The following is a 25557-nucleotide window of genomic DNA, read 5'->3' as shown; positions in this document are numbered from 1 at the left end:
CCCTCCGCATCGGAGGAGCACGCCCCCACCAACAGGGCCCCGCACACGGCGAGCACGGCGGTCTTCACGGGCAACGAACCAGCGGGCATGAGGGGTCTCCCGGTGCGACGAAGGGCAACACCGGCACCTTGGCACAGCGCACCACCCCACCGGCAGGGTTTTCCACAGGTTCCCGATAACGGGCTCTTCGGAGTTGAGCGTGGGTGCTTGGGGGTAGGGGTCGAGGTCCCGGGCATGATCTGAGGACTTCTACCCCCTCGGATCGCCAAGGACCTCGACTGTGCCTGAGCCTACTTCCCCGTGCCCTGCTGCCTCGTGTGGTGCCTGTCAGACGTGGCTGGGGTTGCCGGCGATGAGCGTCACCGGGGTGGTGGATGACGGTGATGCTGGGCTGGTGGTGCACGTGGAGTCCACGTCGGGGCCGGCCGGGTGCCCGCACTGTGGGGTGGTGGCCACCGCTCACGGCCGCGATCAGGTCCGCCTGGTGGACGCCCCCTCGTTCGGCAGACCGGTGCGACTGGTGTGGGCCAAGCGCAGATACGTGTGCCGAGAGGCCCTCTGCCCTGGTGCGAGCTTCACCGAGCAGAACCCGTCGGTGGCCCCACCACGGGGCACGTTGACCACCCGGGCGGTGTCCTGGGCAGTGCGCGAACTGCGGGGCGAGCACGCTTCGATCTCAGGTCTGGCCCGCCGGCTGGGGGTGGACTGGCACACCGTGTGGAACGCTGTGCGCGCCCACCTGGAAGCGTTGGAGGCCGACCCGGCCCGGTTCGACGGTGTCACGGTGCTCGGGGTCGATGAGCACGTGTGGCACCACGTCGATCCGCGCACGCGTGGCCCGCGGATGCTCACCGGAATGGTCGACCTGACCCGCGACCAGGACGGCCGGACCCGTGCCCGGCTGCTCGACCTCGTCCCGGGCCGTTCCGGCGCCGTGTACGGGGCGTGGCTCACTGACCGCGGGCAGGACTTCCGCGACGCCGTGCAGATCGCCACCCTGGACCCCTTCCACGGGTACAAGAACGCGATCGATGACCACCTCGCCGACGCGACCGCGGTCGTGGACGCCTTCCACGTCGTGAAGCTCGCCACCGCGTGCGTGGATGACGTCCGTCGCCGGGTCCAGCAGGACACCACCGGCCACCGCGGGCGCAGGGGCGACCCCTTGTACGGGATCAGGACCCTGCTGCGCGCTGGGGTCGAGAACATCTCTGACCGGCAACGAGCCCGCCTGACCGCGGCGTTCACCGCTCACGAGGCACACGTCGAGGTGGAGCTCGCCTGGCAGGTCGCCCAGGACGTCCGAGCCCTGTTCCACGCCCCCACCCCCACCGTCGGCAGGGCCGCCGCGCAGCGCCTGCTCGAGATCCTGCCGACCAGTCCCATCCGCGAGGTCAAACGCCTGGGCCGCACCCTGCAACGATGGTCCGCACCCCTGCTGGCCTACTACGACACCGGCGGAGCATCCAACGGCGGCACCGAAGCCATCAACGGACTGATCGAGCTCCACCGCCGCGTCGCGCGCGGCTTCCGCAACCGCCACAACTACCGACTCCGCATGCTCCTCATCGGCGGAGGACTCACCCCATGACCCACGCTCAACTCCGAAGAGCCGGATTCACGGCCCTGGTGCTCGTCCTGGCCGCCGGGACGAACTCGGCGACGATGCTGTCCACCCTCTTGGCGGCTCTCGTGGTGGTGGATGCCGTGGTGACCCCGGCCTGTGGGTGGGTGGCCGACCGGTTCAACCGTCGCAGTGTGATGATCCTGGCTGACGTGGGTGCTGCTGCGGCATACGGAGTCATGTTCCTGGTGGCGCCCGAACCTTGGTGGGTGTTCGGCTGCGCCCTCGTGGCGACTGTCTTCGAATCGCTCTACTTCCCGGCATCGAGTGCCTCGGTGCCGCGTGTCCTGGAGGGAGAGAACCTGGGAGGGATCTTCGCGGCGTTCGGGCAGGCGCGGACCCTCGCAGGAATGCTTGGTCCTGCCGTGGTGGCCGGGTTGGTCCTCGTGGCCTCAGCCAAGTGGGCCTTTCTCGTGAACGCCGCGTCGTTTCTGGTCTCCGCGGTGGTGGTGCTCACCATCAGGCGCGCGTTCGGTCCTGACGCCGGTGATCCCGGGTCGGAGAGCGACGAGCCATCTCGTCCTGACGGTTCGGTCCTGGGTGTGCTGCGCCGTCACCCGGTGCTGCTGGTCTTCATGGGTGTCTGGGCCACCACCCAGCTGGGAACGGGTGCCCTCTGGGTTGCTCTGCCTGTTCTGGCGGGCCAGCTCGGGGACCAGTCGATGATGTATGCGGCGATGAACTCGTTCTCGGTTCTCATCAGCTTCCTCGGGCTGACGCTCTTCACCCGTGTGTCACGGCGCCGCAGCGCCGGCCCCTTGCTGGTGGTGGGTCTGGCTGGTCAAGCCGTCGGCCTGTTCGTGCTGGGGTTGGGGGCTTTCCTCGCATCCACTGCGGCGGGGCTGATCGCCGTGGGGCTCACCTTCATCGCCCTGACCATCCACCGGCTCGCGCAGGCATTCACAGGCGCGACCTCCTACGAGCTCCTTGCTGATGCCGTCCCAGACGGAGCGCGAGGTCGGGCGAACTCATGGGTTGACTTTGCCACGGTGGGATCATTCGGACTCGGCGTGTGGACCGCGGGGCCCGCGGTGGACCTCCTCGGGTTGGGCACCGCCCTCCTGGCCGCCACGGTGCTCGTGGTGATCGGGACCTACCTGGGGCGGCGACTGGCGGTGGAGGCTCAGAGCGCAGCGGTCGCGAGGTCGGCCCGGGGTCGGTGACGAGGGGCGGGTCCGTGGGTGGCTCTGCCGCTCAGGCCGGGGCCACGGCCTGCCACGCCACGGTGAGTTCGCCGCGCCGTGGGCCGTGGCGCGCGTCGAGCACCGGCCAGTTCGCCGCCACGGCGCGGGCCGCGGCGGCGAAGCGCTGCCGTCGCCCCCACGTGGCCAGGTGGGCGTGGGCGTGCCACGCGGTGTCCAGGTCGCTCAGCAGGGCGTGCACCGGCTGGCCCGGCACGTTGTGGTGGATGAGCACCTTGGGCAGTCGCTCGGCGATGGCGCTCGGCGGGTCCACCTGCGCCATCGCCCAGCTGAAGGTCAGGCTCAGCGGCCCGGAGGAGTCCAGGGTCACCCACACGGCACGGCGCCCCACCTCGTTGGAGGTGCCCTCCAGCAGCAGCCCGTCCGGTGCCAGCCCCGTCTGCAGCTGCGCCCACGCCCCGGGCACGGCCTCCTCGGGGTACTGGCGCAGCACGTTGAACACCCGCAGCGCGGTGATGCCGGTGAGCCCGGCCAGCTCGAACCCGCCCCGCGCGAACTCCAGTCCGTCGGTGGCCCACGGCTGGGCGGCGGCCACGCGGTCGGGGTCGATCTCCAGCCCCACCACGCGGGACCGCGGCGCCACGGAGCGCACGCGGCCGTGCGTCTCGGCCGTGGTCAGGGGCAAGGCGCCGAAGCCCAGGTCCACCACGAGCGGTGCCGGCGCGGCCCGGAGCACGGGGGCCAGTCGCCGCACCATCCAGCGGTCCACGCGGCGAAGGCGGTTGGGGGCGGTGGTCCCGCGCGTGATGTCCCCGACCGGCCGCATGGGCCCGGAGCCTAGCGCCGCGGCCGGTGGCAGACTCAGGACCGTGTCCACGCCCCCTCCCGCACCGCCCGCCGTGCTGGTGCTGAGCATGCACACCTCGCCGCTGGACGACCCGGGCGAGGGCGATGCCGGCGGCATGAACGTCTACGTGCGCCAGCTCTCGCGCGCCCTGGCTGCCGCGGGTGCGTCGGTAGTGGTGGCCACTCGCTCGGTGACCGGGGCGCTGTGGCGGCAGGAGGACGAGGGCGTGGTCGTCTGGGGCGTCCCGGCGGGTGACCCGGGGGCCGCCAAGGAGGACCTGCCCGCGCTGGTGCCCGCGTTCGCCGAGGCCGTGGCGTCGCGCCTGGCCGACGAGGGGGTGACACCGCAGGTGGTGCACTCGCACTACTGGCTTTCCGGCCTGGTGGCCCGGCGGCTCGTGGCGGCGGGTGGGGCGGCCGAGGATGCCGTGTGGGCCCACACCATGCACACCATGGGAGCCACCAAGAACGCCGAGGTGGCCGCCGAGGCCGGGGCGCCGCCCGAGCCGCCCGCCCGCATCGAGGGGGAGCGGGCCGTGCTGCGGGCCGTGGACCTGGCCGTGGTGAGCACCCGCCGGGAGGCCCAGCAGGTGCAGGCCGAGGGGGCCGACCCGGCCGTCGTGCGCGTCATCCCGCCCGGCGTGGACGCCGCCACCTTCCACCCGGTGCCCGATGCCGAGCGCACCACCCTGCGCGTGGCCGCCCGCCGCGACCTGGGCCTTGGCCCGGATGCTTCGCTGCTCGTGCAGGCCGGGCGCTGGCAGCCCGCCAAGGGCCAGCTCGTGCTGCTGGAGGCGGTGGAGCACCTGCACGCCCGCGGGGTGGCGGCCCACGCGCTGTTCGTCGGCGGGCCCAGCGGGTCGGGCGACGCCGAGGAGCTGCCGCGCCGCATCGAGGCCTCCCCGGTCCGGCACCTGCTGCACGCCCACGGTGCCGTGCCGCCGGAGCAGCTCGCCCGGCTGTTCCACGCCGCCGACCTCGTGGTGGTGCCCAGCCGCACCGAGTCCTTCGGCCTGGTGGCGGCCGAGGCGATGGCGTGCGGCGTGCCCGTGGTGGCCGCGCGCGTGGGGGGCCTGCCCGAGGCCGTCGGGAGCGCCGGTGTGCTCGTGGACGGTCACGACCCCGCCGACTGGGCCCGGACCCTGGCCGCCCTGCTCGCCGACCCCGCCGCCAGAGGCCGTCTGCGCGAGGCCGGTGCCCGTCGGGGTGAGCAGCTCACCTGGGCCGCCGCCGCATCGGCCCACCTGGACGCCTACCGCGAGACCGACCCGAGGAGCCCCGATGACCGCCCGTGACGATGCCCTGGCCGTGGTGGAGCGCTGGGTGGCCCAGCACGCCGACCCCGACTCGCCCGAGCACGTGGAGGGCGTGCAGGCCGAGCGCGTCCACGACGACGCCGGCCAGGCCACTCCCGCGTGGGCCATCACGCTGCCCGGGGAGCGCAAGCTCAAGACGGTGGTCTCGGTGCGGGTGGGGGAGCGTTCACTGGGCCTGGTGGCCTTCGTGGTGCGCAACCCGGACGAGAACCACGAGCAGGTGTACCGGATGCTGCTGCGCCGCAGCCTCGACCTGCCGGGGCTCGCCTACGCCGTGGACGACGCCGGCGACGTCTACCTCACCGGCCGCGCTCCGGTGGAGGGTGTGACCGACCGGTGGTTCGACGAGACCCTCGGCGCGGTGCTGCAGGCCAGCGACGGCATCTTCAACGAGGTCCTGGCCGCCGGTTTCCTCACCGCCATGCAGGCCGAGTGGAACTGGCGCACCAAGCGCGGGGAGTCCACCCGCAACCTGGAGGCATTCCGCCACCTGCTCGCCGACTGAGCACGGCGATAGTGTGCCCCCCATGACGAATGCTGCCCACACCCTGATCCTGCTGCGCCACGGCCAGAGCCAGTGGAACGAGAAGAACCTGTTCACCGGCTGGGTCGACGTCGACCTCACCGAGAAGGGCCGCGCCGAGGCCCGCCGCGGCGGCGAGCTGCTCAAGGCCGAGGGCCTGCTGCCCGACGTGCTGCACACCTCGCGCCTGCGCCGTGCGATCACCACGGCCAACCTCGCCCTCGACGCCGCCGATCGCCACTGGATCGACGTGCGCCGCTCCTGGTGCCTCAACGAGCGCCACTACGGGGCGCTGCAGGGCAAGGACAAGGCCGAGATCAAGGAGCAGTACGGGGAGGAGCAGTTCATGGCCTGGCGCCGGAGCTTCGACACCCCGCCGCCGGCCATCGACCCCGCCGACGAGTGGTCGCAGGCCGACGACCCGCGCTACGCCGAGCTGGGTGAGGGCGCCCCGGCCACCGAGTGCCTCAAGGACGTCGTGGCCCGTCTGCGTCCGTACTGGACCGAGGCGATCGTGCCCGACCTGCAGGCCGGCCGCACCGTGCTGGTGACCGCCCACGGCAACAGCCTGCGCGCGCTGGTCAAGGAGCTCGACGGCATCAGCGACGAGGACATCGCCGGCGTCAACATCCCCACCGGCATCCCGCTGGTGTACGAGCTCGACGCCGACTTCCGCCCGGTGACCCCCGGCGGCCGCTACCTGGACCCCGAGGCCGCTGCCGGCGCCATCAAGGAGGTTGCCAACCAAGGCAACAAGTGAGGCCCGTGCTCAGGCGACGGTGACCGCGTGGGCGTCCTCGCCGGGTCGGTCCAGCCGACCCGTCGCGAGGTAGCCCATGCGGCGCCCCACGCCCACGCTGTGGTCGCCGATGCGCTCGTAGTAGCGGCTCAGCAGGGTGAGGTCCACCGCCTCCTGCGTGTCGGTGATCTCCAGGCGGATGGTCTCGAAGACGCGCACGTGCAAGGCGTCGAGGCTGTCGTCCAGCACCTCCAGGTCCTGCGACACGCCGGGGTCCTGCGTGGCCAGGGCCTCCCCGGCGCCCTCCACCAGGGCCAGGGCCAGCCGGCCCATCTCCGTCATGGTCTCGCGAGCCGGCGCCGGCACGGCGAGCTCCGGGTAGCGCATGCGCACCAGCTCGGCCACGTGGCGTGCCAGGTCGCCGGTGCGCTCCATCGAGGCGGACAGCTGCAGGGCGGTCACCACCAGGCGGAGGTCGCTGGCCACCGGGCTCTCGCGCGCCAGCAGGTCGATGGCGTTCTGCTCGATCTCGGCGTAGAAGGCGTCGATGAGCGCGTCCCCGGAGATCACCGACTCCGCCAGGGCGCCGTCCGCGGCACCCAGCGCCCGGTTGGCCTCCCGGACGGCGTGGGCCACCAGGCGGTTCATCTCGACCATCTGGGCGGACATCTCGCCGAGTGCCCGGGTGAAGTTGGTGCGCGGCATGGCTCCCCTGTCTCGTGCTGGCCCCGCAGTGTTTCACCCGCCGGTGAACCGGAGGTTGCCGGTCCTGCGGGTACCGGGTGAACCCCGGGTGGACGCCGGGACGCGGATGACCGGAACACCTAGAGTGCCTGCATGACCCGGAGGCGCGCATGGACCCGATGACCTGGCTCGCCCTCGTCGTCGGCCTGCTGGTGGGTCTGGCACTCGGCCTGTGGTGGCGCCGCGGACGGTCGGAGCCCGAGCGCTGCCGGCGGCCGCAGGGACGGGAGGACTTCCCCCTCGGCGCACGGCAGGTGCTGGACTCCCTGGCCTCCACCGTCATCGTGCTCGACCAGGACAACCGGGTGGTGCACTCCACCCACCACGCCGCCGACCAGGGCTTCGTCCGCGACGGCGTCGTGCCCCACCAGGAGATCCGCGACCTCGTGGAGGAGTGCCGCGCCGACCGCGAGGTGCTCGACCGCGACGTGCGGGTCTCCCGGAGCCTGCTCGTGGGCGGCACCGTCTCGTTGGGCTGCCGTGTCTTCCCCCTGGGCTCCCAGCGGGTGGTGATCCTGCTGGAGGACCGCTCGCGCGCCCAGCGGGTGGAGGCGGTGCGCCGCGACTTCGTGGCCAACGTGAGCCACGAGCTGAAGACCCCCGTGGGCGGCCTGGCCCTGCTCTCCGAGGCGGTGCTGGACGCGCGCGAGGACCCCGAGGCGGTGGAGCGCTTCGCCCGCCGGATGACCGTGGAGTCCGAGCGCCTCACCCGGCTCGTGCAGGACATCCTCGACTTCTCCCGGCTCCAGGCCGGCGAGGCCGCCGAGAGCGCGGAGCCGGTGGACGTGGTCGACGTGGTCTCCACCGCGGTGGACCAGGTGCGGGTCCACGCCGACGGACGCGGCGTCGCCGTGCGCCAGGCGGGTGTCGCCCACGGCCCCGAGCGCCGGGTCTTCGGCAACCAGCAGCTGCTGGTGACCGCCGTGCGCAACCTCCTGGTCAACGCCGTGAACTACTCCGAGCCGGGCACCAAGGTGGTCGTCACGGTGGCCGGGGGCGACCAGCCGGGCACCGTGCGCATCGTGGTGACCGACCAGGGTGTCGGCATCCCCGCCGGTGACCTGGAGCGCATCTTCGAGCGCTTCTACCGGGTCGACTCGGCCCGGTCCCGCCAGACCGGGGGCACCGGCCTCGGCCTGGCCATCGTCAAGCACGTGGTGAGCAACCACGGCGGCACGGTGAGCGTGTGGTCACGCGTCGGCACCGGCTCGACCTTCACGCTGGAGCTGCCCAGCCTCGAGGCGACCTCGACGGAGGCCGCCGAGGGCGATGCGGCATCCTTGACCTAGTCCCGGCGCGTCGTCCCACCGCGCCCCGTCACCGCACCCGCAGGAGGATCCCCGTGGCCCGCATCCTGGTCGTCGAGGACGAGGAGTCGTTCTCCGATCCCCTCAGCTGGTTGCTGGAGCGCGAGGGCCACGTCGTCGTGGTGCGGGAGGACGGCCGGTCGGGCCTCGAGGAGTTCCAGCACTCCGGCGCCGACCTGGTGCTGCTGGACGTCATGCTGCCGGGGATGTCCGGGGTGGAGGTCTGCCGCGAGCTGCGCCGCGAGTCCACGGTGCCGATCATCATGCTCACCGCCAAGGACTCCGAGGTCGACAAGGTGGTGGGTCTGGAGATCGGGGCCGACGACTACGTCACCAAGCCGTACAGCTCGCGCGAGCTCCTGGCCCGCATCAACGCGGTGCTGCGCCGCCGGGGCGCGCCGCTGGTGGAGGAGGACTCCGTGGTGCGCGCCGGCGGGGTGGAGCTCGACGCGGACTCCCACGTGGTGGTGGTGCGCGGACGGCAGGTCTCGATGCCGCTCAAGGAGTTCGAGCTGCTCGAGATGCTCATGCGCAACCAGGGGCGGGTGCTCACCCGCGCGCAGCTCATCGACCGCGTCTGGGGCACCGACTACGTGGGCGACACCAAGACGCTCGACGTGCACATCAAGCGGGTGCGCGGCAAGGTCGAGGAGAACCCCTCGAGCCCGCGGCTGATCACCACCATCCGCGGGCTCGGGTACAAGTTCGACGCCTGAGGGCGCCGGCGGCGCGTCAGTGGTGCGCGCCGCCCTCGGAGTGCAGGTCCTCCTTGGTGGGGCGCTCCGGGGCCTTCCAGCCCTCGGGGGCGAACTCCTCGTACTCGCCGGTCGGGAGCATGACCGGCACGCGCTGCTCGGACTGCTGGCCGCCGGCGGAGACGGTGAGCACCTGGAAGGCGCCGGGTGCCACGGTCTTGGGCAGCGTCACCTTCTCGTCACCGAGCTTCACACTGCTGTGGGGCTTCACGGTGCCGCTCCAGATCTCCTTGCCGTCGGCGGAGAGGCTGACCTGCTGCGGCTCGGAGCCGGAGTTGGACACGGCCCCGATGACGCGACCCTCGGCATCGGCCTGGGTGCCCAGGACGGTCAGGTCGAGGACGCTCACGTCGCCGGCGCGCACGAGCTCGCCGTTGGCGGGTGCGTAGTCGCGGGTGGTCTCCAGCGGGGAGAGGGACTGGCAGCCGGAGAGAGCGAGCATGCCGACGACGGACAGGGCCGCCAGGCGGCGTCCGAGGCGGGCGGGGGCGTGGGCGCGGGCAGTGGTGATCACCCGCGCATGGTACCCAACGGTGGGCCGCGACGGCTCGGGGGCCACGGCGTGCCCAGTGTTAGAATTCTCGGGCGAAAGGGGCACTACATGACGTTTGAAGTCGGTGAAACGGTCGTCTACCCGCACCACGGTGCAGCGCTCATCGAAGAGGTCAAGCAGCGCAAGGTCAAGGGCAAGGAGATGACCTACCTGAAGCTCAAGGTGGCGCAGGGCGACCTGACCATCGAGGTTCCTGCCGAGAACTGCGACCTCGTGGGTGTCCGCGACGTCGTGGACGCGGAGGGTCTCGAGAAGGTGTTCGGCGTGCTGCGCGCCGAGAACTGCGAGGAGCCGACCAACTGGTCCCGCCGCTACAAGGCGAACCTCGAGAAGCTCGCCTCCGGTGACGTCATCAAGGTGGCGGAGGTCGTGCGTGACCTGTGGCGCCGCGAGCAGGACCGCGGTCTGTCCGCCGGGGAGAAGCGGATGCTGGCCAAGGCGCGCCAGATCCTCGTCTCCGAGCTGGCCCTGGCCGAGAAGACCGACGAGGAGAAGGCCGAGGCCACCCTCGACGAGGTCCTCGCGAGCTGATCCCCTGAACGCACAGCAGACCCCCCACGACCCCGACGGCGCTCCCGCCGTCGGGGTCGTCCTCGTCGCCGCCGGGTCCGGCACGCGCCTGGGGGCCGGCATCCCCAAGGCCTTCGTCGAGGTGGACGGCTCGTCCCTGCTCGAGCACGCGATCCACGGCGTGCTCGCCACCGCACGGGTGGACGAGCTGGTGGTCGTGGCGCCCGCCGGGTGGGAGGACCGGGCGCAGGAGTGCCTCGACCTCGCCGCGGGCTGCCCGTGCACGCACCGGACCACCGTGGTGACCGGCGGGGCCGAACGCACCGACTCGGTGGCCGCCGGCCTGGCCGCCCTGGGCCCGGACGTGGAGGTCGTCCTCGTGCACGACGCTGCCCGCTGCTTCGCCCCCGCGGAGGTGTTCGACCGCGTGGTTGCCGCTGTCCGCGAGGGGGCGGCGGCGGTGGTCCCGGGGGTCCCCGTGGTGGACACGGTCAAGGTGGTGGAGCCCTCCCCGGGTGGCCCCGAGCCGGTGGTGGCCACGCCGGCCCGCTCCACCCTGCGCGCGGTGCAGACCCCGCAGGGCTTCCGCCGTGAGGTGCTCCAGCGGGCCCACGCGGTCCCGGGCGCCGGTGCTGCGGCCACGGACGACGCCCTGCTCGTGGAGCAGCTGGGCGAGCGGGTGGTCGTGGTCCCGGGTGACGCCCGCTCGGCCAAGATCACCACCCCGGAGGACCTCCGCGCCGCAGGTGGCAGGGTGGCCCCGTGACCACCTCGCAGACGCCCGAACCCCTGCCCACCCTGCCCCGCGTCGGCCACGGCACGGACGTGCACCGGTGGGCGCAGGACGACCGCGCCCTCTGGCTGGGCACGCTGGAGTGGCCGGGGGAGCGCGGCATCGAGGGGCACTCCGACGGGGACGTGGCCGCCCACGCCGCCTGCGACGCACTCTTCTCTGCCGCCGGGGTGGGCGACCTGGGCACGCACTTCGGCACCGGCCGCCCGGAGATGGCCGGCGCGCGCGGGGCGGACATGCTGGCCGAGGCCCTGCGCATCGTCGAGGCCGCCGGCTTCCGGGTGGGCAACGTGGCCGTGCAGGTCATCGGCAACCGGCCCAAGGTGGGTCCGCGCCGCGAGGAGGTGCAGGCCGCGATGTCGGCCGCGCTCGGTGGGGTGCCGGTGTCGGTCTCGGCCACCACCACCGACGGGCTCGGACTCACCGGCCGTGGCGAGGGGATCGCCGCCCTCGCCACCGCCCTGGTCGTCCCGGCCTGAGGCGCCCGCGCGGCGCCGGGCGCCCGGCGAGGTCGTCGGTGGGTGTCGATACCGTGGGGGCAGACACGGGGGCCTGTCCCGCCCCACCCCTCACGTGATCAGGAGGCAGCATGCCGAGCACGGTCAAGGGCGTCATCGCCCGCAGCAAGGACGCGCCGGTGGAGGTGGTCGACGTCGTGGTGCCCGACCCGGGTCCCGGCGAGGCCGTGGTGAAGGTGACCGCCTGCGGCGTCTGCCACACCGACCTGCACTACAAGCAGGGCGGCATCACCGACGACTTCCCCTTCCTGCTCGGCCACGAGGCCAACGGCGTCGTGGAGTCCGTGGGCGAGGGCGTGACCGAGGTCGAGCCGGGCGACACCGTGGTGCTCAACTGGCGTGCCGTGTGCGGCACCTGCCGGGCCTGCGCCAAGGGTGAGCCCTGGTACTGCTTCGACACCCACAACGCCGCGCAGAAGATGACGCTCACCGACGGCACCGAGCTGGAGCCCGCGCTGGGCATCGGCGCCTTCGCCGAGAAGACGCTGGTGCACGCCGGCCAGTGCACCAAGGTGGACCCCGAGGCCGACGCCGCCGCCACCGGCCTGCTCGGCTGCGGCGTGATGGCCGGCTTCGGTGCGGCGGTGAACACCGGCGGGGTGAAGCGTGGGGACTCCTTCGCCGTCATCGGCTGTGGTGGCGTGGGCATGGCCGCGCTCGCCGGCGCCGTGGTGGCCGGGGCGACCACCGTCATCGCGGTGGACACCGACCCGCGCAAGCTGGAGAAGGCCCGTGAGATGGGTGCCACCCACACGGTGGACCCGGCCGACGGCGACGTGGTGGAGGCCATCCGCGAGGCGACCGGTGGCTTCGGCGCCGACGTGGTGGTGGAGGCCGTGGGCCGCCCCGAGACCTACGAGCAGGCCTTCTACGCCCGCGACCTGGCCGGCACCGTGGTGCTCGTGGGCGTGCCGACGCCGGACATGGAGATCACGCTGCCGCTGCTGGAGGTCTTCGGGCGCGGGGGTGCGCTGAAGTCCAGCTGGTACGGCGACTGCCTGCCCAGCCGCGACTTCCCGATGATGGTGGACCTCTACCGGCAGGGCCGGCTCGACCTGGACGCCTTCGTCTCCGAGCGCATCGGCCTGGACCAGGTGGAGGAGGCTTTCGACAAGATGCACCGCGGTGACGTGCTGCGGTCCGTGGTGGAGGTGTCGCGATGAGCGCCGAGCACAAGCCGTCCGGCCCCGCCCAGCGCGTGGCCACGCCCCGCCAGATCGAGGGCGTGCGCGTGGAGCGCGTCGTCACCGCCGGCACCTTCGAGCTCGACGGCGGCTCCTGGGAGGTGGAGAACAACGTCTGGCTCCTCGGGGACGCCGAGGAGTGCGTGGTCATCGACCCCGGGCACGACGGGGGGCCGGTGCTGGACGCGATCGGCAAGCGCACCCTGCGCGCCGTGCTGCACACGCACGCGCACAACGACCACATCAACGCCACCGGTGAGGTGACCGGCGACAAGTGGTCGCCCACGTACCTGCACCCGGCCGACCGGATGCTCTGGGACGCGGTCTACCCGGTGGCCCCGGACCACGACCTGGAGCACGGCCAGCGCGTCACCGTGGCCGGAGTGGCCATGGAGGTGCTGCACACCCCCGGTCACAGCCCCGGCGCGGTCTGCTTCTACGTGCCGGCCCTGGGCATCCTGTTCAGCGGCGACACCCTCTTCCAGGGCGGCCCCGGCGCCACGGGGCGCAGCTTCTCGGACTTCGGCCTCATCATCCGGTCGATCACCGAGCAGCTGCTGGTGCTGCCACCGGACACCAAGGTGCTCACCGGGCACGGTGACGCCACCACCATCGGTGCGGAGGCCCCGCACCGGCAGGAGTGGATCGACCGCGGGCACTGAGCCGCGTGCGCACACGCAGGAGGGCGCCCCACCGACCGGTGGGGCGCCCTCCTGCGTGTGCGGGGTCAGGCCGCGAACTGCGACCCGATGCGGGTGACCGTCCTCCCGTCGGGGGCCACGTCGATCCCGGCGACTCCACAGGGCAGCACCTCGTCCACGGTCGGCAGCGGCAACCGGGTGTCGCTGTGCTCGGCGTCCCAGGTCTCGAGGAGGCCGAGTAGGTCCCCCTCGTCGGTGAGGCTCGCGGCGCACACCTGGAGCGCCAGGTCTCCCGGGACCTCCAGGAGCGCCATCCCGGTGGGGTAGCTGTCAGGGACCTTCGGGACGACGGTCAGGAATCCGGTGGCCTCGGGCGAGACGGTGAGGGTCTGCCGCTTGCCGGCCACCGGGTCGCAGGAGTCCGTGCAGTCGTCGGGGAAGGTGCGCCCCCGCACGGTGATGGTGCGCCCCTGCACCTTCTCGAGGTACACGCTGCGCTCGCCCTGGTTGTGACGGTCGAGTTCCTCGAGGCTGGGAACGGGGGTCACCGAGATGGTGCTGCTGGGGTCGAGCGTGGGGCGCGGGTCGGTCGGCGAGGTGGGCGGGCTGGTCGGGGCGGTGGGGCTCGGCACGTCCGTGGGTGCCGGCGAGGACGGCTCGTCGCTGGGCGAGGGGGCCGTCGGCTCGGTCGTGGGGCTCGGGTCGGGGCCGGGCTCCGTGGTGGGGCTGGGGTGCTTGGGGGTCGTGGTGGTGGCCGACGGCCCCGTCGGGTCGGGTGTGGACTCGCTCGGGCTGGGCGCGTCCGTGGACTCGGACGGGCTCGGGGAGGCGTCGCTCGAGCTGGGGGACTCCTCCGGGGAGTTGGCGCTCTCCTCCGGGGCACTGGAGCTCGTGCTGGGGTCCGGGGCCGGGTCGTCCTGGCTGCACGCGGCCAGGCTCATCGCGAGCACGAGGCCCAGGGTCGCACTGGTGGTTCGTCGCATGGTGGTCTCCCCCCTCGTCAGGCACCGCCGGTGGCGGTCGGGGCCGGGTGCCCCGTTCCGGGCAGTCTGGCCAGAGGGGGGTCCGGTGGCAACCCCCGTAGACTCTGCGCCGTGACTCTCAGACTGCACGACTCGGCCACCCGCGAGGTCCGCGACTTCGTCCCGCGAGTTCCCGGACGGGCCAGCATCTACATCTGTGGTCTCACCACCCAGACCAGCCCGCACATCGGCCACCTGCGCTTCGCCGTCGCCTTCGACGTGCTGCGCCGGTGGATGGAGCGTGGGCACGGCCTGGAGGTCACGCTGGTGCGCAACGTGACCGACATCGACGACAAGATCCTGGCCAAGTCCGCCGAGAACGGCGTGCCGTGGAACGAGTGGAGCCAGCGTTACGAGCGCGAGACCACCGCGGCGCTGGAGACCATCGGGGTGCGCCCGCCCTCCTACGAGCCCCGCGCCACCGGCCACGTGCCGGACATGATCGAGCTCATGGAGCGCCTCATCGAGCGGGGCCACGCCTACCCGGCGGCCGACGGCTCCGGCGACGTGTACTTCGACGTGCGCTCCTGGGCCGACTACGGCGAGCTGACCCGCCAGCGGATCGACGACATGGCGCCGGCCACCGACGCCGACCCGCGCGGCAAGCGGGACCCCCGCGACTTCGCGCTGTGGAAGGGCGCCAAGGCCGACGAGCCGCACACCGCCACCTGGCCCACCCCGTGGGGACGCGGCCGCCCGGGCTGGCACCTGGAGTGCTCGGCCATGTCCTGGCGCTGGCTGGGCGAGGAGTTCGACATCCACGGGGGCGGCAACGACCTGCGCTTCCCGCACCACGAGAACGAGCAGGCGCAGTCGCGTGCGGCGGGCTTCGGCTTCGCCAACTTCTGGCTGCACAACGGCATGCTCACCACCGGCGGCGAGAAGATGAGCAAGTCGCTCGGCAACACCCTCACCGTGGCCGAGCTGACCAAGACCTACCGCCCGCTGGCCGTGCGCTGGCTGCTGGCCACCGTGCACTACCGCTCTGCGCTGGAGTACACCGAGGGCTCGCTGGCCGAGGCCACCGCCCAGGTGGAGCGGGTGGAGAGCTTCCTCACCCGTGCGCTCGGTGTGGCCGGGCTCGCGGCGGGGGACGCGCGCGAGCAGGCGCTCACCGCCGAGCTGCCGGCGGAGTTCGCCGCTGCCCTGGACGACGACGTGAACGTCTCGGCCGCCCTGGCCGTGGTCTTCGAGCACGTGCGCCGGGGCAACAGCGCCCTGGCCGGCACCCCGGACCCGGCAGCCGCCGGGCAGGCCGCGGTCACCGTGGCCGCGATGCTGGAGGTGCTGGGCCTGGACCCGCTCGACCCGCAGTGGGCCATCGGTGCCGCCGGCGGGGGCGACGACGCCGCGCGCCGCGCCCTGGAGGGCCTGGTGGCCGAGCGCCTGGAGGCCCGTGCGGCCGCCCGTGCCGCCAAGGACTTCGCCGCGGCCGACGCGGTCCGCGACCAGCTGGCCGCCCTCGGCATCGTGGTGGAGGACGGTCCGCAGGGCGCCACCTGGGACCTGACGACCACCAAGGAGGCCTGACCGTGCGAGGCAACTCGTCGCGCCGTGGGGCGGTGCGCAAGGACAACAAGAAGGGCATGCAGGTCGGGTCCGGCGGGCACCGCCGCAAGGGCCTGCAGGGCAAGGGCCCCACGCCCAAGGCCGAGGACCGCCAGTACCACCCGGCGGCCAAGCGCGCCCGCCGGCTGGCCAAGGCCGCCGGCCCGCAGCGCCCGAGCCGCAGCAAGGCCCGCAGCGGCAAGGACTCCACCGAGCTGGTCATCGGCCGCAACGCGGTGCTCGAGGCGCTGCGCACCGCGGTGCCGGCCACGCACCTCTACGTGGCGTCCACCATCGACTCCGACGACCGCGTCAAGGAGGCGCTGCGCCTGGCCTCCGAGCGGGGCCTGCCGATGCTGGAGGCCGGCCGCCCGGAGCTGGACCGCCTCTCCGACGGCGAGGTGCACCAGGGCCTGGTGCTGCAGGTGCCGCCGTACGAGTACCCGGACCTGGAGGACCTGCTCGACCGGACCGCGGACGTCACGCCGCTGTTCGTGGCCCTGGACGGCATCACCGACCCGCGCAACCTGGGCGCCATCATCCGCTCGGCGGCGGCCTTCGGGGCGCACGGCGTGATCGTGCCCGAGCGTCGCTCGGCCGGCGTCACCGCCGCGGCCTGGCGCACCTCGGCCGGCGCGGCCGCGCGCCTTCCCGTGGCCCGCGTGACCAATCTCAACCGCGCGCTGCAGGACCTGCGCTCGCAGGGCGTGTTCGTGGTGGGCCTGGACGCCGACGGTGTCGTGGACCTCCCCGGCCTGCCGCTGGCCCCGGACCCGCTGGTGGTCGTGGTGGGCTCGGAGGGCAAGGGGCTCTCCCGCCTCACCCGTGAGCTGTGCGACCAGGTCGTCAACATCCCGATGTCGGGTCTCACCGAGTCGCTCAACGCCGGCACCGCCGCCGCGGTCACCCTGTACGAGATCTCCCGCGAGCGCGCGCGGCTCGCTGCGGAGGGCGCCGAGGGCTGACGGGCCGCGCCGCCCGGCCGGCTCAGACCGGGCGCGCCGCCTCGGCGGCCTCGCGCGCGTCGGCCAGCTCGGTGAGCAGCCGCGCCACGTCCTCGATGCCGTCCACGCGTGAGGTGGCGGCGCTGGCCCCCTCGCCCACCTTGACGAGCACGGCCGCGGCCTCGCCGTCGAAGGCGCGGAAGACCGTCTCGTCGGTGACGTCGTCGCCGGCGAACCACAGGGTGTGGCCGGGGGTGCGGTCGCGGTGACTGCGGCGGCGGAAGCGGTCCGCGCCCAGGGAGTCGATGAGGGTGCGCAGCGCGGCCCCCTTGGTGGTGCGCAGCACGCTGAGCTCCAGCACGTTCTTGCCCACCATGACCTGCACGCCGCACCGCTTGGCGAGCCGGCGTGCCGCGGCGCGGGCCTCCAGGGCCACCTCGGGGGAGGCCTGCCGGGTGTGCACCACCACGCCGGCGAACTTCTCCTCCAGGGTGGTGCCGGGCAGCTCGGCCACCAGGCCGCGCCCGCCGGTCACGAGCATCTCCCGCTGGGCGGCCTCGTCCTCGTCGAGGCCCGCCGGGGCGTCGTGGTCCACCTGCCACCGCTGGCCACCGTGGGAGCCGAGCAGTGAGACCCCCTCGGCCGGCCCGAGCCCGCTGAGCTGCTGCAGGGTGGCCACGTCGCGGCCGCTGACGAGAACCACCTCGGTGCCGGGCAGGGCGGCCAGCCGACGCAGGGCGGCGACGGCACCGGGGTGCGGCCGGACCGCCATCGGGTCGTCGTGGAAGGGAGCCAGGGTGCCGTCGAAGTCGGTGGCCACCACCAGCCACGGGGAGCGGCCCAGGTGGGACTGGTCCGGGGCGGGCTGGTCGGTGCGGCCGGTGGTCACTCGGTCTCCTCGGCGTCGGCGATCACGGCGGGCTCGGGCTCGCCGGCCGGCGGCAGGTCGGGGGCGTGCTCCAGGGCCAGCAGGAAGTCGCGGCTCCAGGTGTGCACGTCCTTGTCCAGAACCACCTCGCGCAGGGCGGCCATGCGGCGCCGCTTCTCGTCCTCGTCGTCGGTGATGGCGCGCAGCAGGGTCTGCTTGAGGCCCTCGACGTCGTGCGGGTTGCACAGGTAGGCCTCGCCCAGCTCCTCGGCCGCCCCGGTGAACTCGCTGAGCACCAGGGCGCCCCCGCCGTCCACCTGGCAGGCCACGTACTCCTTGGCCACGAGGTTCATGCCGTCGCGCAGCGGGGTCACGAGCATCACGTCGGCGGCCAGGAAGAGCGCGGCCATGTCCTGGCGGGGGTGCGAGCGGTGGATGTAGTGGATGGCGGTGGTGCCCAGGGGGGAGAAGTCCCCGTTGAGGTGCCCCACGGTGCCCTCCACCTGCTCGCGGAGGTTGCGGTAGGCCTCCACCCGCTCCCGGCTGGGTGTGGCGATTTGCACGAAGGTGGTCTCCGGCGGGGCCACGCTCCCCTCGGCCAGCAGCTCGCCGAAGGCCTTGAGGCGGTGGCGGATGCCCTTGGTGTAGTCGAGGCGGTCGATGCCGAGCACCAGGGTCCGCGGGTTGCCGAGCGAGGCGCGCAGCTCGGCCGCGCGCTCCCGGACGGCCTCGGTGCGGGCCATCCGGTCGAGCTGCTGGGAGTCCACGCTGATGGGCACGGCAGCGGCCCGCACGCGGCGCCCGTCCTCGCGGGCCAGAGTGAGCACGTCGTCGTCCAGGCTCACCCCCGCCAGCCGGGCGGCCGAGCGGCGGAAGTTCGCGGCGTCGTCGGGGCGCTGGAAGCCCAGGAAGTCGGCGCCCAGCAGGCCGCGCAGGATCTCGCTACGCCAGGGGAGCTGGGCGAAGAGCTCCACCGGGGGGAAGGGGATGTGGTTGAACCAGCCGATGCGCAGGTCCGGCCGCAGGTCGCGCAGCAGCTGGGGCACGAGCTGCAGCTGGTAGTCCTGCACCCACACCGTGGCGCCGTGAGCGGCCACCTCTGCGGCCGCGCGGGCGAAGCGTTCGTTGACCGTGCGGTAGCTCCTCCACCACTCGCGGTGGAAGGTGGCCGAGACGATGACGTCGTGGTAGATCGGCCAGATGGTGTCGTTGCAGAATCCCTCGTAGTAGTCGCGGACCTCGTCGGCCGAGAGCGGCACCGGGTGCAGGTGGATGTCGTCGTCGTCGAACGGGGCCGGCGCGTCCCCGGCCTCCCCGGCCCATCCCACCCAGGCGCCGTCGGCCACGCGCATCACGGCCTCCATGGCGGTGACCAGCCCGCCGGGCGAGGTGCGCCACTGGGTGGTGCCGTCGGCGTCCACCACCCGGTCCACGGGGAGGCGGTTGGCCACCACCACGAAGTCGAAGGTCTCCGGGCTTCCGGTCTGGCTCTCGGGTGCGTTCACGTCGTCCTCCGGCTGGGTCGGGACCGACCCTCGCGCTCACCTCACCACACGGTGGTGGGGCTCGCAAACGCCCGGACGCTCCGTCGCTGGTTGCACGGGCCGGCGGGGTCCCGGCGCCTACCCTCGGGGCATGGAGATCACGCAGGTGGGCCCGTACCGGTTGGAGGAGCGGCTGGGGCACGGCGGCATGGGCACGGTGCACCGGGCGACCGACGCCGCGGGCCGGTCCGTGGCGGTCAAGGTGCTCCACCCGCACATCGCCTTCGACACCGCGGCGCGCACCCGGCTGGAGCGTGAGGTCTCCACCCTGGCGCGGGTGCGCCACCCTCGCGTGGCCAGCTTCCTGGACGCCGACGTGGAGGCGCCCACCCCCTACATCGTCACCGAGTTCGTGGACGGCCTGCCGCTGGACGAGCACGTGGCCACCCACGGGCCGCTCGACGACGGCGCCCTGCGGCGCTTCACCGCGGGGGTGCACGAGGCGCTGCGGGCCATCCACGAGGTGGGTGTGGTGCACCGGGACCTCAAGCCGGGCAACGTGATGGTGGGCCGCGCCGGCGAGCCCGTCATCATCGACTTCGGCATCGCCCACATCGGGGACGAGAGCCGCCTGACCGCCACCGGGCTGGTCATGGGCACCCCGGGCTACCTGGCGCCGGAGCTGGTCGAGGGCGGGCACCCGACGGTGGCCACGGACTGGTGGGGGCTCGGTGCGGTGCTGGCCTTCGCCTCGATGGGGCGCAACCCCTACGGCGGGGGACCGAACGAGGCGATCCTGGCCCGCATCCGCCGCGGCGAGCACGACCTGCGCTCGATGGACGGGGCCTGGCGGCCGCTGGCCGAGGCCTGCCTGGCGGTGGACCCGTCCGCGCGCCCCACGGCCGCCGAGGTGCGGGAGGTGGTCGAGAACGGCGGGGGTGCCCTGCCGGTGCGTCGGGCGACGCAGCCGCTGGGGGTCCAGGCCGGGCCGCCCGGGGAGGACCCCGGAGCCACCCAGCCGGTCGGTCACGACCCCGCTGCCACCCGGGCGGTCCCGGGAGCGAGTGCCTGGGCGAGTCCCGCGCACGCGCCGGCGGACGCGACCCGCCCGGTCGAGCGCACCCCCACCCGGGAGATCCCGCGCTCGGCGGTCTCGCGGCGTGACGAGAGCGTGCTGCAGCCCCCGCCGCAGCACCGTGCCCAGCCGGCCGGCACCCTGCGCGAGCCCGAGCCGCGGGCGTGGGCACCGCCGGGGCCGGCGCAGCAGACGGGCCAGCCGTTCAGCACCCTGCGCGAGCCCGAACCGCGCCCCTGGCCGCAGGCCGAGCAGCCGGTCTGGCCGGACGCCCGGCCCGGCCAGCCCGCCCCGCAGGCGGGCCACGGAGCGAGCGTGCTGCCGCAGGGGGCACCCGGCCCGGCGTGCCTGCACCCCTACGACCCGCGGGGACGCCAGCGCCGGCTCCCGTGGGTGGTGCTGACCGGCGCCCTCCTGGTCATCGCCCTCGCGATGCTCTGGCCGGTCGTGGCCGCGGCCGTGGTGGCAGCGTGGGTGCTGGTGGCCCGGTGGGTGGACCACAGCGCGATGGGTCACCTGCGCCGGCTCATGGCCCGCGGGCGCCGCCGCGGTGACGCGTGGCGCATCACGGCGGCCGCTCCCTGGCACCTGGTGACGGCCGTGCTGCGCTCGGCCGCGTCCCTCATCGCGCCGGCGGTCCTGGGGGCCGCGGTCGTGGTGCTGGTCAACCTCTTCCTGGGGCACGACGCGCTCACCTCGTTCCGGACCCCCTCCGCGGTGGGTCTGGACAACGCACTCGCCTGGGGCAGTGGTGCCTTCGTGGCGGTGCTGGCGCTCTGGTGGGGCATCGACAGCGCCTCGTTGCGGCGGGGCACGCACCTGACGCTGGCGGCCCCGCTGCGGTCCGGTCCTGCGGCGGCGGTGGGGGCACTCGTGCTCGTGGTGGCCGGGGCCGTGGTGGCCCTGTGGGGGCTCTCACAGGGGTGGCCCACATCGTTGGTGCCCCTAGGCTGAACAGGCCCTCGAGGCGGGGAGCGACACGCGTCTGAGTTTGACCTCGGGCGGCTCATCGCTATCGTTGCTGCCCGTGCACGGCCCGAAGAGCCGTCACCGCACAACTGAAAACCCTTGATTTCAGTCACTTGTGACGCGCGTCCGCCGCCCAATCCCGCCACGGACGCGCTGTGCCCGGGAGAGTCCCGGGGTCTTGGCGGGTGTGGGGGACCCACAGGAAGTACGCGGGGTCATCTCCCCGCTCGGGGTGAAGCCTCCTCCGGAGGCCGGGACACCTGACGTTCCGAACCCGACAGCTCACTCCACCGGCGGATGCAGTCAGGAAGGATCCCCATGTCCCGTTTCCCCCTCTCGTCCCACCGTGCCCTCGGCGCCGCCGGTGTGTCCGGTGCCTTCATCGTGACCGGCCTGGCCGCTGCCGCGCCCGCCAACGCCTCCTCCTACGACCCCTCCGTGTGGGACCGCGTGGCGCAGTGCGAGTCCGGTGGCAACTGGTCCATCAACACCGGCAACGGCTTCTACGGTGGCGTGCAGTTCACCCAGCAGGCCTGGGAGGGCGTCGGCGGCACCCAGTGGGCCCCGCGCGCCGACCTCGCCTCCAAGTCCGAGCAGATCGCCGCCGCCCGCCGTGCCCTGGCCTACGCCGGCCCCAAGGCCTGGCCGATGTGCTCCATCGAGGCCGGTCTGACCTCCGCCAACGGTGGCGCCGACAGCAACGCCATGCCCGACGGTGGCTCGACCCCGGCCCCCCAGCCGGAGCCCGCCCCGGCCCCCAAGCCGGAGCCCCAGCCCAAGCCGGAGCCGGCCCCCAAGCCGGAGCCCAAGCCGGAGCCCGCCCCCACGCCGGAGCCCGCCCCCACGCCGGAGCCCGCCCCCACGCCGCAGCCCGAGCCGGCCCCGACGCCGTTCGTGGACGAGGACGACACCACCGGCGAGACCGTGACCTGGACCATCGACCGCGGCGTGAACCTGCGGCCGGAGGCCGGCATGGACAACACGCCGAAGGGCATCCTCGAGGCCGGCACCCAGCTCGAGGGCGTGAAGCTCGAGAGCGGCTGGGTGAAGACCGACCGCGGCTACTTCTGGCACACCTTCGGCTCCGAGACCACCTCCGAGGCCGGTACCTGGACCATCACCCACGGGGTGAACGTCCGCCCGGAGGCCGGCATGGACAACACCCCGCTGGGCGTGTACCTGACCGGTGCCACCGTCAAGGGCGTGAAGCTCGACAACGGTTGGGTCAAGACCGACCGCGGCTACTTCTGGCACACCTTCGGTGAGCTGACCAAGTGAGCCACCCGGCCCACCCGCTGCGGTGAGCCACCCGCCGGCGCCGAGCCGGCCCCGAGGCCCCCGGACCACCCACAGGTGGACGGGGGCCTCGCACATGTCCACCCAGGGCTTGACGCGGGCGCGTCCGTCGCTACTCTGTGAATCGCGCCCGCACCTCCAGTACGGGAGCGACTCCTCATCTCACACATCCCCTTGCGTGCACCCGCCGCCCACGTTCGCCACGGGTGCGCCCTGCCGGATTCCCGGGCGCTGGCGGACACGGGGGACCCATCTCCGTCGGCCACCGCACCGGGTTGCCGACTCGGGGTGAAGCCTCCCGAGCGAGGCCGGGCTCCTGACGCCCGAACCCGACAGCTCACCCCGGCGGCGGACCGGTCAGGAAAGGACCTCCCCTCATGTCCCCCCAGAACTCCTCGGCCCAGCGCGGCCTGACCGTCGCCGGCCTCACCGGCGCGGTCGTGGCCTCCGGCTTCTCCGCGCCCGCCCACGCCGCCTACGACCCGACCGTGTGGGACCGCGTGGCCCAGTGCGAGTCCGGTGGCAACTGGTCGATCAACACCGGCAACGGCTACTACGGCGGCTTGCAGTTCCACCCCGTGGCCTGGAAGGGCGTCGGGGCCACGGTGTGGGCGCCGCGCGCCGACCTCGCCTCCAAGGCCGAGCAGATCGCCGCGGCCCGTCGCGCCCTTGCCTACGCGGGTCCCGGTGCGTGGCCGGTGTGCAGCAAGAAGGCCGGCCTGACCCGTGACAACGGTGGCGCCGACAAGAACGCGATGCCGGGCACGCCGCCCACGCCGCCGGCCCCGCCGACGCCCCCCACCCCGCCGACCCCGCCCACCACCCCCACCCAGGACTGGACCATCACCGACCGGGTGAACTACCGCACCGGCCCGGGCACCTCCTACCAGGCCGTGGGCAAGCTGTACCCGGGCACCAAGGTCACCGGCACCAAGCTGGCCTCCGGCTGGGTGAAGACCACCGAGGGCAAGTACTTCTGGCACTCCTTCGGTACCCCCGGTGTGGCGGACACCCCCGGTGCCACCACCTTCCGCATCACCCAGGGCGTCAACGTGCGCGCGGGCGCCGGCCTGTCCCATGCCATCCTGGGTCAGTACCGCGCCGGCACCACGGTGAAGGGCACCAAGCTGGCCTCCGGCTGGGTGAGGACCGACCGCGGCTACTTCTGGTCGTCCTACGGCGTCGCCGTCTGATGCCGTGACGGCCGCCCCGGCGGCCGATCGCCGAGGCCTCCCCCGTGCACCGGGGGAGGCCTCGGCCGTGTGGGGAGCGGCGGACGTGCGGCCTACACTGTGCCGCCACAGGCCCCTGTAGCTCAGTTGGTAGAGCAGCTGCCTTGTAAACAGCAGGTCGCGGGTTCGACTCCTGTCGGGGGCTCCACCTGACGCCACGGCCCGGTCCCCACGCAGGGGGCCGGGCCGTGGTGCGTCCGTGCCGCGGGTCAGGCGCCCTCGAGCCCCCACGCCTCGGCGAGGAGCTCCGCCGAGCGGACCCGCAGGGCGGGGTCGTGCGTGTAGGTGGTGGTGATGACTTCGTCCAGGTCGTGGCGCTCCACGAACTCCTCGAGCTGCCCGACCACCGTGGCGGGGTCGCCCACCATGCGGATGCCGTGACCGTCGGCCAGCCGCAGGAGCTCCTCGGGCACCACGCGGGTGACGTCCTCCACCGGCGGCTGCAGCGGCGCCGGACGTCCGGAACGGATGCCGGCGGCCAGCTGCTGGGAGGTGGTGAACAGGTACCGGGCCTCCTCGGTGGTGGGGGCCACGAGGGCGTTGACCCCGGCCATGACGTACGGCCGGTCCACCTGGGCGGTGGGGGCGTCGGCCTGGAACTGGCTGCGGTAGAGCGCGATCGCCTCCGACAGCTGGGTCGGGGCGAAGTGGCTCGCGAAGCTGAACGGCAGACCGAGGGCGGCGGCCACGGCCGCACCGCCGGTGGAGGAGCCCAGCATCCACAGCGGCACCCGGGTGCCGGCCCCGGGCACCGCGCGCACCTGACCCACGGCCGCGTCCGGCTCCTCGCCCAGCCAGCGCGCCAGCATCGCGACGTCCGAGGCGACGTCCTCGAGCCCGGCCGAGCGGCGGGCCAGGGCGGAGGCCGTCATCGGGTCGGTGCCCGGCGCGCGGCCCAGCCCCAGGTCGATGCGGCCGGGGAGGAGCGTGGCCAGGGTGCCGTAGTACTCGGCCACCATGAGCGGCGAGTGGTTGGGCAGCATCACCCCGCCGGAACCGAGGCGGATGCGCTGCGTGCCCGCCCCCAGGTGGGCGATGAGCAGGGCCGTGGCCGAGGACATGAAGGTGGTGGTGTTGTGGTGCTCGGCCACCCACAGGCGGTGGTAGCCCAGGGCGTCCAGCCGGGCGGCGTAGGAGCGCGAGGCCTCGATGGCATCGGCCGGGGTCATGCCCTCAGAGCGGGGCACGAGGTCGAGCACCGAGAGCGGCACGCGGCCACCGGGCGCGGTGCGTGGGGTGGCCGGGGTGCTCATGCGATCGCCTCGGCGATGGGGGTGTCACCGGTGTTCATCGTGAGGGTGCGGTGCAGGGAGGCCCGGGACCCCTCGCCCAGCACGTGCGCGATGGTGGCGGCCACGTCCGCCCGCGGGATCTGGGAAGGCTGCTGCGCCCCCACCTCGATGCGGCCGGTGCCGGGCTGGTCGGTGAGGCGGCTGGGGGCGAGGATCGTCCAGGCCAGCGAGGTGCCGCGCAGGTGGGCGTCGGCCACGGCCTTGGCCTGGGCGTAGTGGAAGAAGCCCTCGTCGTAGGGCAGCGGGTGGTCCAGAGCCGAGCCGAAGAAGCTCACCATGACGTAGCGGGGCACGCCGGCGTCGCGGGCGGCCCGCATGGAGGCGATGGCGGCGCGCTGGTCCACGGCGTAGGTGCGGGCCAGGTCGCCGCCGCCGGCCCCGGCGGACCAGACCACGGCGTCCCGGCCCCGCATCGCGCGGACGAACTCGACCTGCTGGGCCTGCTCCACGTCGAGCACCAGGGGCGTGGCGCCGGTGGCGCGCACGTCCGCGGCGTGGTCCGGGTTGCGCACCACGCTCGTGACCTCGTCGCCCCGACCGGCCAGCAGGGCGGCCGCCTGGAGCGCGATCTTGCCGTGTCCACCGATGATGAGGATGTCAGCCATGCCTCCAGCCTCTCGCAGGCCGACCAC

At 73.5% G+C, this 25557-nt stretch carries 25 protein-coding genes, 1 tRNA gene and 2 riboswitches; of the genes, 18 read left to right on the top strand and 8 right to left on the bottom strand.

Annotation, left to right across the window (positions count from 1 at the left end):
• Window positions 1-280 precede the first annotated feature (280 nt).
• Together CYJ76_RS09190 and CYJ76_RS09185 are read left to right on the top strand one after the other, a co-directional pair.
• On the top strand, window positions 281-1591 hold the full coding sequence (locus tag CYJ76_RS09190; protein ID WP_462345205.1) for an ISL3 family transposase: 1311 nt from the start codon (window positions 281-283) through the stop codon (window positions 1589-1591).
• Between the two features lie 38 nt (window positions 1592-1629).
• Window positions 1630-2787, top strand: coding sequence for an MFS transporter (locus CYJ76_RS09185; protein WP_180802272.1), 1158 nt, complete (start codon window positions 1630-1632; stop codon window positions 2785-2787).
• 31 nt (window positions 2788-2818) lie between these two features.
• Here CYJ76_RS09185 and CYJ76_RS09180 read toward each other — a convergent pair whose 3' ends face one another.
• Entirely contained in the window at window positions 2819-3592 is a 774-nt protein-coding gene (locus tag CYJ76_RS09180) for an SAM-dependent methyltransferase (RefSeq protein ID WP_101849923.1), read from the bottom strand.
• 43 nt (window positions 3593-3635) lie between these two features.
• Here CYJ76_RS09180 and CYJ76_RS09175 point away from each other — a divergent pair, with 43 nt between their 5' ends.
• Genes CYJ76_RS09175 through CYJ76_RS09165 form a run of 3 tightly spaced genes read left to right on the top strand, consistent with a single transcriptional unit; the run spans window position 3636 to window position 6211 of the window.
• Window positions 3636-4907: a glycosyltransferase gene (locus CYJ76_RS09175; RefSeq protein WP_180802271.1), complete on the top strand. Its 1272-nt coding sequence runs from the start codon at window positions 3636-3638 to the stop codon at window positions 4905-4907.
• Window positions 4894-5433: a type III secretion system chaperone family protein gene (locus CYJ76_RS09170; protein ID WP_101849921.1), complete on the top strand. Its 540-nt coding sequence runs from the start codon at window positions 4894-4896 to the stop codon at window positions 5431-5433. The genes CYJ76_RS09175 and CYJ76_RS09170 overlap by 14 nt, the downstream gene beginning before the upstream one ends.
• 22 nt (window positions 5434-5455) lie before the next feature.
• Window positions 5456-6211 (top strand): phosphoglyceromutase, encoded by a 756-nt coding sequence (locus tag CYJ76_RS09165; protein WP_101849920.1) that lies wholly within the window; start codon window positions 5456-5458, stop codon window positions 6209-6211.
• Between the two features lie 9 nt (window positions 6212-6220).
• Here the strand turns inward: CYJ76_RS09165 and phoU are convergent, their stop codons facing one another.
• Complete coding sequence (phoU, locus tag CYJ76_RS09160; RefSeq protein WP_101849919.1) at window positions 6221-6895, bottom strand: phosphate signaling complex protein PhoU; 675 nt, start codon at window positions 6893-6895, stop codon at window positions 6221-6223.
• A gap of 149 nt (window positions 6896-7044) precedes the next feature.
• Between phoU and CYJ76_RS09155 the strand changes: the two genes are divergently transcribed.
• Together CYJ76_RS09155 and CYJ76_RS09150 are read left to right on the top strand one after the other, a co-directional pair.
• A complete protein-coding gene (locus tag CYJ76_RS09155) occupies window positions 7045-8223 on the top strand; it encodes a sensor histidine kinase (protein WP_101849918.1) in 1179 nt (392 codons plus the stop codon).
• Between the two features lie 53 nt (window positions 8224-8276).
• Window positions 8277-8957, top strand: coding sequence for a response regulator transcription factor (locus CYJ76_RS09150; RefSeq protein WP_101849917.1), 681 nt, complete (start codon window positions 8277-8279; stop codon window positions 8955-8957).
• A 16-nt stretch (window positions 8958-8973) separates the two neighbouring features.
• Here CYJ76_RS09150 and CYJ76_RS09145 read toward each other — a convergent pair whose 3' ends face one another.
• Window positions 8974-9510 carry a hypothetical protein gene (locus CYJ76_RS09145; protein ID WP_070705366.1) on the bottom strand — a complete coding sequence of 179 codons (537 nt, stop codon included), beginning with the start codon at window positions 9508-9510 and terminating at the stop codon, window positions 8974-8976.
• Window positions 9511-9597: 87 nt separating this feature from the next.
• Between CYJ76_RS09145 and CYJ76_RS09140 the strand changes: the two genes are divergently transcribed.
• The 5 genes from CYJ76_RS09140 (at window position 9598) to CYJ76_RS09120 (ending at window position 13216) form a co-directional block, all read left to right on the top strand.
• Entirely contained in the window at window positions 9598-10080 is a 483-nt protein-coding gene (locus tag CYJ76_RS09140) for a CarD family transcriptional regulator (protein ID WP_070705367.1), read from the top strand.
• Window positions 10081-10084: 4 nt separating this feature from the next.
• On the top strand, window positions 10085-10825 hold the full coding sequence (ispD, locus tag CYJ76_RS09135; protein ID WP_101849930.1) for a 2-C-methyl-D-erythritol 4-phosphate cytidylyltransferase: 741 nt from the start codon (window positions 10085-10087) through the stop codon (window positions 10823-10825).
• Window positions 10822-11331: a 2-C-methyl-D-erythritol 2,4-cyclodiphosphate synthase gene (ispF, locus tag CYJ76_RS09130; protein ID WP_414467286.1), complete on the top strand. Its 510-nt coding sequence runs from the start codon at window positions 10822-10824 to the stop codon at window positions 11329-11331. The genes ispD and ispF overlap by 4 nt, the downstream gene beginning before the upstream one ends.
• Before the next feature lie 110 nt (window positions 11332-11441).
• The gene (locus CYJ76_RS09125; protein WP_101849916.1) at window positions 11442-12533 is read left to right on the top strand and encodes an S-(hydroxymethyl)mycothiol dehydrogenase; all 1092 of its coding nucleotides are present in this window, start codon (window positions 11442-11444) and stop codon (window positions 12531-12533) included.
• Window positions 12530-13216 carry an MBL fold metallo-hydrolase gene (locus CYJ76_RS09120; protein ID WP_180802270.1) on the top strand — a complete coding sequence of 229 codons (687 nt, stop codon included), beginning with the start codon at window positions 12530-12532 and terminating at the stop codon, window positions 13214-13216. Before CYJ76_RS09125 ends, CYJ76_RS09120 begins: the two co-directional genes overlap by 4 nt.
• Before the next feature lie 65 nt (window positions 13217-13281).
• Here CYJ76_RS09120 and CYJ76_RS12240 read toward each other — a convergent pair whose 3' ends face one another.
• Window positions 13282-14178 carry a hypothetical protein gene (locus CYJ76_RS12240; protein WP_144043066.1) on the bottom strand — a complete coding sequence of 299 codons (897 nt, stop codon included), beginning with the start codon at window positions 14176-14178 and terminating at the stop codon, window positions 13282-13284.
• Between the two features lie 111 nt (window positions 14179-14289).
• On the opposite strand from CYJ76_RS12240, the gene cysS reads away from it, so the two are divergent.
• Window positions 14290-15747: a cysteine--tRNA ligase gene (cysS, locus tag CYJ76_RS09105; RefSeq protein WP_101849913.1), complete on the top strand. Its 1458-nt coding sequence runs from the start codon at window positions 14290-14292 to the stop codon at window positions 15745-15747.
• Between the two features lie 2 nt (window positions 15748-15749).
• Window positions 15750-16730 (top strand): 23S rRNA (guanosine(2251)-2'-O)-methyltransferase RlmB, encoded by a 981-nt coding sequence (rlmB, locus tag CYJ76_RS09100; protein ID WP_101849912.1) that lies wholly within the window; start codon window positions 15750-15752, stop codon window positions 16728-16730.
• Between the two features lie 22 nt (window positions 16731-16752).
• Here the strand turns inward: rlmB and otsB are convergent, their stop codons facing one another.
• Complete coding sequence (gene otsB, locus CYJ76_RS09095; RefSeq protein ID WP_202820477.1) at window positions 16753-17598, bottom strand: trehalose-phosphatase; 846 nt, start codon at window positions 17596-17598, stop codon at window positions 16753-16755.
• Window positions 17595-19082, bottom strand: a complete 1488-nt coding sequence (locus tag CYJ76_RS09090; protein ID WP_101849911.1) for an alpha,alpha-trehalose-phosphate synthase (UDP-forming) — start codon at window positions 19080-19082, stop codon at window positions 17595-17597. Before CYJ76_RS09090 ends, otsB begins: the two co-directional genes overlap by 4 nt.
• 130 nt (window positions 19083-19212) lie before the next feature.
• Between CYJ76_RS09090 and CYJ76_RS09085 the strand changes: the two genes are divergently transcribed.
• The 4 genes from CYJ76_RS09085 (at window position 19213) to CYJ76_RS09070 (ending at window position 23781) form a co-directional block, all read left to right on the top strand.
• Window positions 19213-21090 (top strand): serine/threonine-protein kinase, encoded by a 1878-nt coding sequence (locus CYJ76_RS09085; protein WP_101849910.1) that lies wholly within the window; start codon window positions 19213-19215, stop codon window positions 21088-21090.
• 173 nt (window positions 21091-21263) lie between these two features.
• A riboswitch (cyclic di-AMP (ydaO/yuaA leader) is annotated at window positions 21264-21417 on the top strand.
• 6 nt (window positions 21418-21423) lie between these two features.
• The gene (locus CYJ76_RS09080; RefSeq protein ID WP_101849909.1) at window positions 21424-22383 is read left to right on the top strand and encodes a transglycosylase family protein; all 960 of its coding nucleotides are present in this window, start codon (window positions 21424-21426) and stop codon (window positions 22381-22383) included.
• 259 nt (window positions 22384-22642) lie between these two features.
• A riboswitch (cyclic di-AMP (ydaO/yuaA leader) is annotated at window positions 22643-22746 on the top strand.
• A gap of 32 nt (window positions 22747-22778) precedes the next feature.
• Window positions 22779-23594, top strand: coding sequence for a transglycosylase family protein (locus CYJ76_RS13110; RefSeq protein WP_101849908.1), 816 nt, complete (start codon window positions 22779-22781; stop codon window positions 23592-23594).
• Window positions 23595-23705: 111 nt separating this feature from the next.
• A tRNA-Thr gene (locus CYJ76_RS09070) sits at window positions 23706-23781 on the top strand.
• Between the two features lie 61 nt (window positions 23782-23842).
• Here CYJ76_RS09070 and CYJ76_RS09065 read toward each other — a convergent pair.
• Together CYJ76_RS09065 and CYJ76_RS09060 are read right to left on the bottom strand one after the other, a co-directional pair.
• The gene (locus CYJ76_RS09065) at window positions 23843-24886 is read right to left on the bottom strand and encodes an LLM class flavin-dependent oxidoreductase (RefSeq protein WP_070706074.1); all 1044 of its coding nucleotides are present in this window, start codon (window positions 24884-24886) and stop codon (window positions 23843-23845) included.
• Window positions 24883-25530 carry an SDR family oxidoreductase gene (locus CYJ76_RS09060; protein WP_101849907.1) on the bottom strand — a complete coding sequence of 216 codons (648 nt, stop codon included), beginning with the start codon at window positions 25528-25530 and terminating at the stop codon, window positions 24883-24885. The genes CYJ76_RS09065 and CYJ76_RS09060 overlap by 4 nt, the downstream gene beginning before the upstream one ends.
• Between the last annotated feature and the right edge of the window lie 27 nt (window positions 25531-25557).

The sequence above is a fragment of the Kytococcus schroeteri genome, from assembly GCF_002847825.1.
Taxonomy (GTDB): domain Bacteria; phylum Actinomycetota; class Actinomycetes; order Actinomycetales; family Dermatophilaceae; genus Kytococcus; species Kytococcus schroeteri.
Note: the sequence above shows the minus strand (reverse complement) of the source record. Positions and strands in the feature narration are given on the sequence as shown.

What these genes read in the sequence shown, in the direction of transcription:
- CYJ76_RS09120 (WP_180802270.1), top strand. Translation starts at nt 12,530, where the DNA reads ATGAGCGCCGAGCACAAGCCGTCCGGCCCCGCCCAGCGCGTGGCCACG.
- CYJ76_RS09125 (WP_101849916.1), top strand. Translation starts at nt 11,442, where the DNA reads ATGCCGAGCACGGTCAAGGGCGTCATCGCCCGCAGCAAGGACGCGCCG.
- CYJ76_RS09080 (WP_101849909.1), top strand. Translation starts at nt 21,424, where the DNA reads ATGTCCCGTTTCCCCCTCTCGTCCCACCGTGCCCTCGGCGCCGCCGGT.
- CYJ76_RS09085 (WP_101849910.1), top strand. Translation starts at nt 19,213, where the DNA reads ATGGAGATCACGCAGGTGGGCCCGTACCGGTTGGAGGAGCGGCTGGGG.
- CYJ76_RS09140 (WP_070705367.1), top strand. Translation starts at nt 9,598, where the DNA reads ATGACGTTTGAAGTCGGTGAAACGGTCGTCTACCCGCACCACGGTGCA.
- CYJ76_RS12240 (WP_144043066.1), bottom strand. Translation starts at nt 14,178, where the DNA reads ATGCGACGAACCACCAGTGCGACCCTGGGCCTCGTGCTCGCGATGAGC.
- CYJ76_RS13110 (WP_101849908.1), top strand. Translation starts at nt 22,779, where the DNA reads ATGTCCCCCCAGAACTCCTCGGCCCAGCGCGGCCTGACCGTCGCCGGC.
- CYJ76_RS09170 (WP_101849921.1), top strand. Translation starts at nt 4,894, where the DNA reads ATGACCGCCCGTGACGATGCCCTGGCCGTGGTGGAGCGCTGGGTGGCC.
- CYJ76_RS09065 (WP_070706074.1), bottom strand. Translation starts at nt 24,886, where the DNA reads ATGAGCACCCCGGCCACCCCACGCACCGCGCCCGGTGGCCGCGTGCCG.
- CYJ76_RS09180 (WP_101849923.1), bottom strand. Translation starts at nt 3,592, where the DNA reads ATGCGGCCGGTCGGGGACATCACGCGCGGGACCACCGCCCCCAACCGC.
- CYJ76_RS09060 (WP_101849907.1), bottom strand. Translation starts at nt 25,530, where the DNA reads ATGGCTGACATCCTCATCATCGGTGGACACGGCAAGATCGCGCTCCAG.
- CYJ76_RS09155 (WP_101849918.1), top strand. Translation starts at nt 7,045, where the DNA reads ATGGACCCGATGACCTGGCTCGCCCTCGTCGTCGGCCTGCTGGTGGGT.
- CYJ76_RS09165 (WP_101849920.1), top strand. Translation starts at nt 5,456, where the DNA reads ATGACGAATGCTGCCCACACCCTGATCCTGCTGCGCCACGGCCAGAGC.
- phoU (WP_101849919.1), bottom strand. Translation starts at nt 6,895, where the DNA reads ATGCCGCGCACCAACTTCACCCGGGCACTCGGCGAGATGTCCGCCCAG.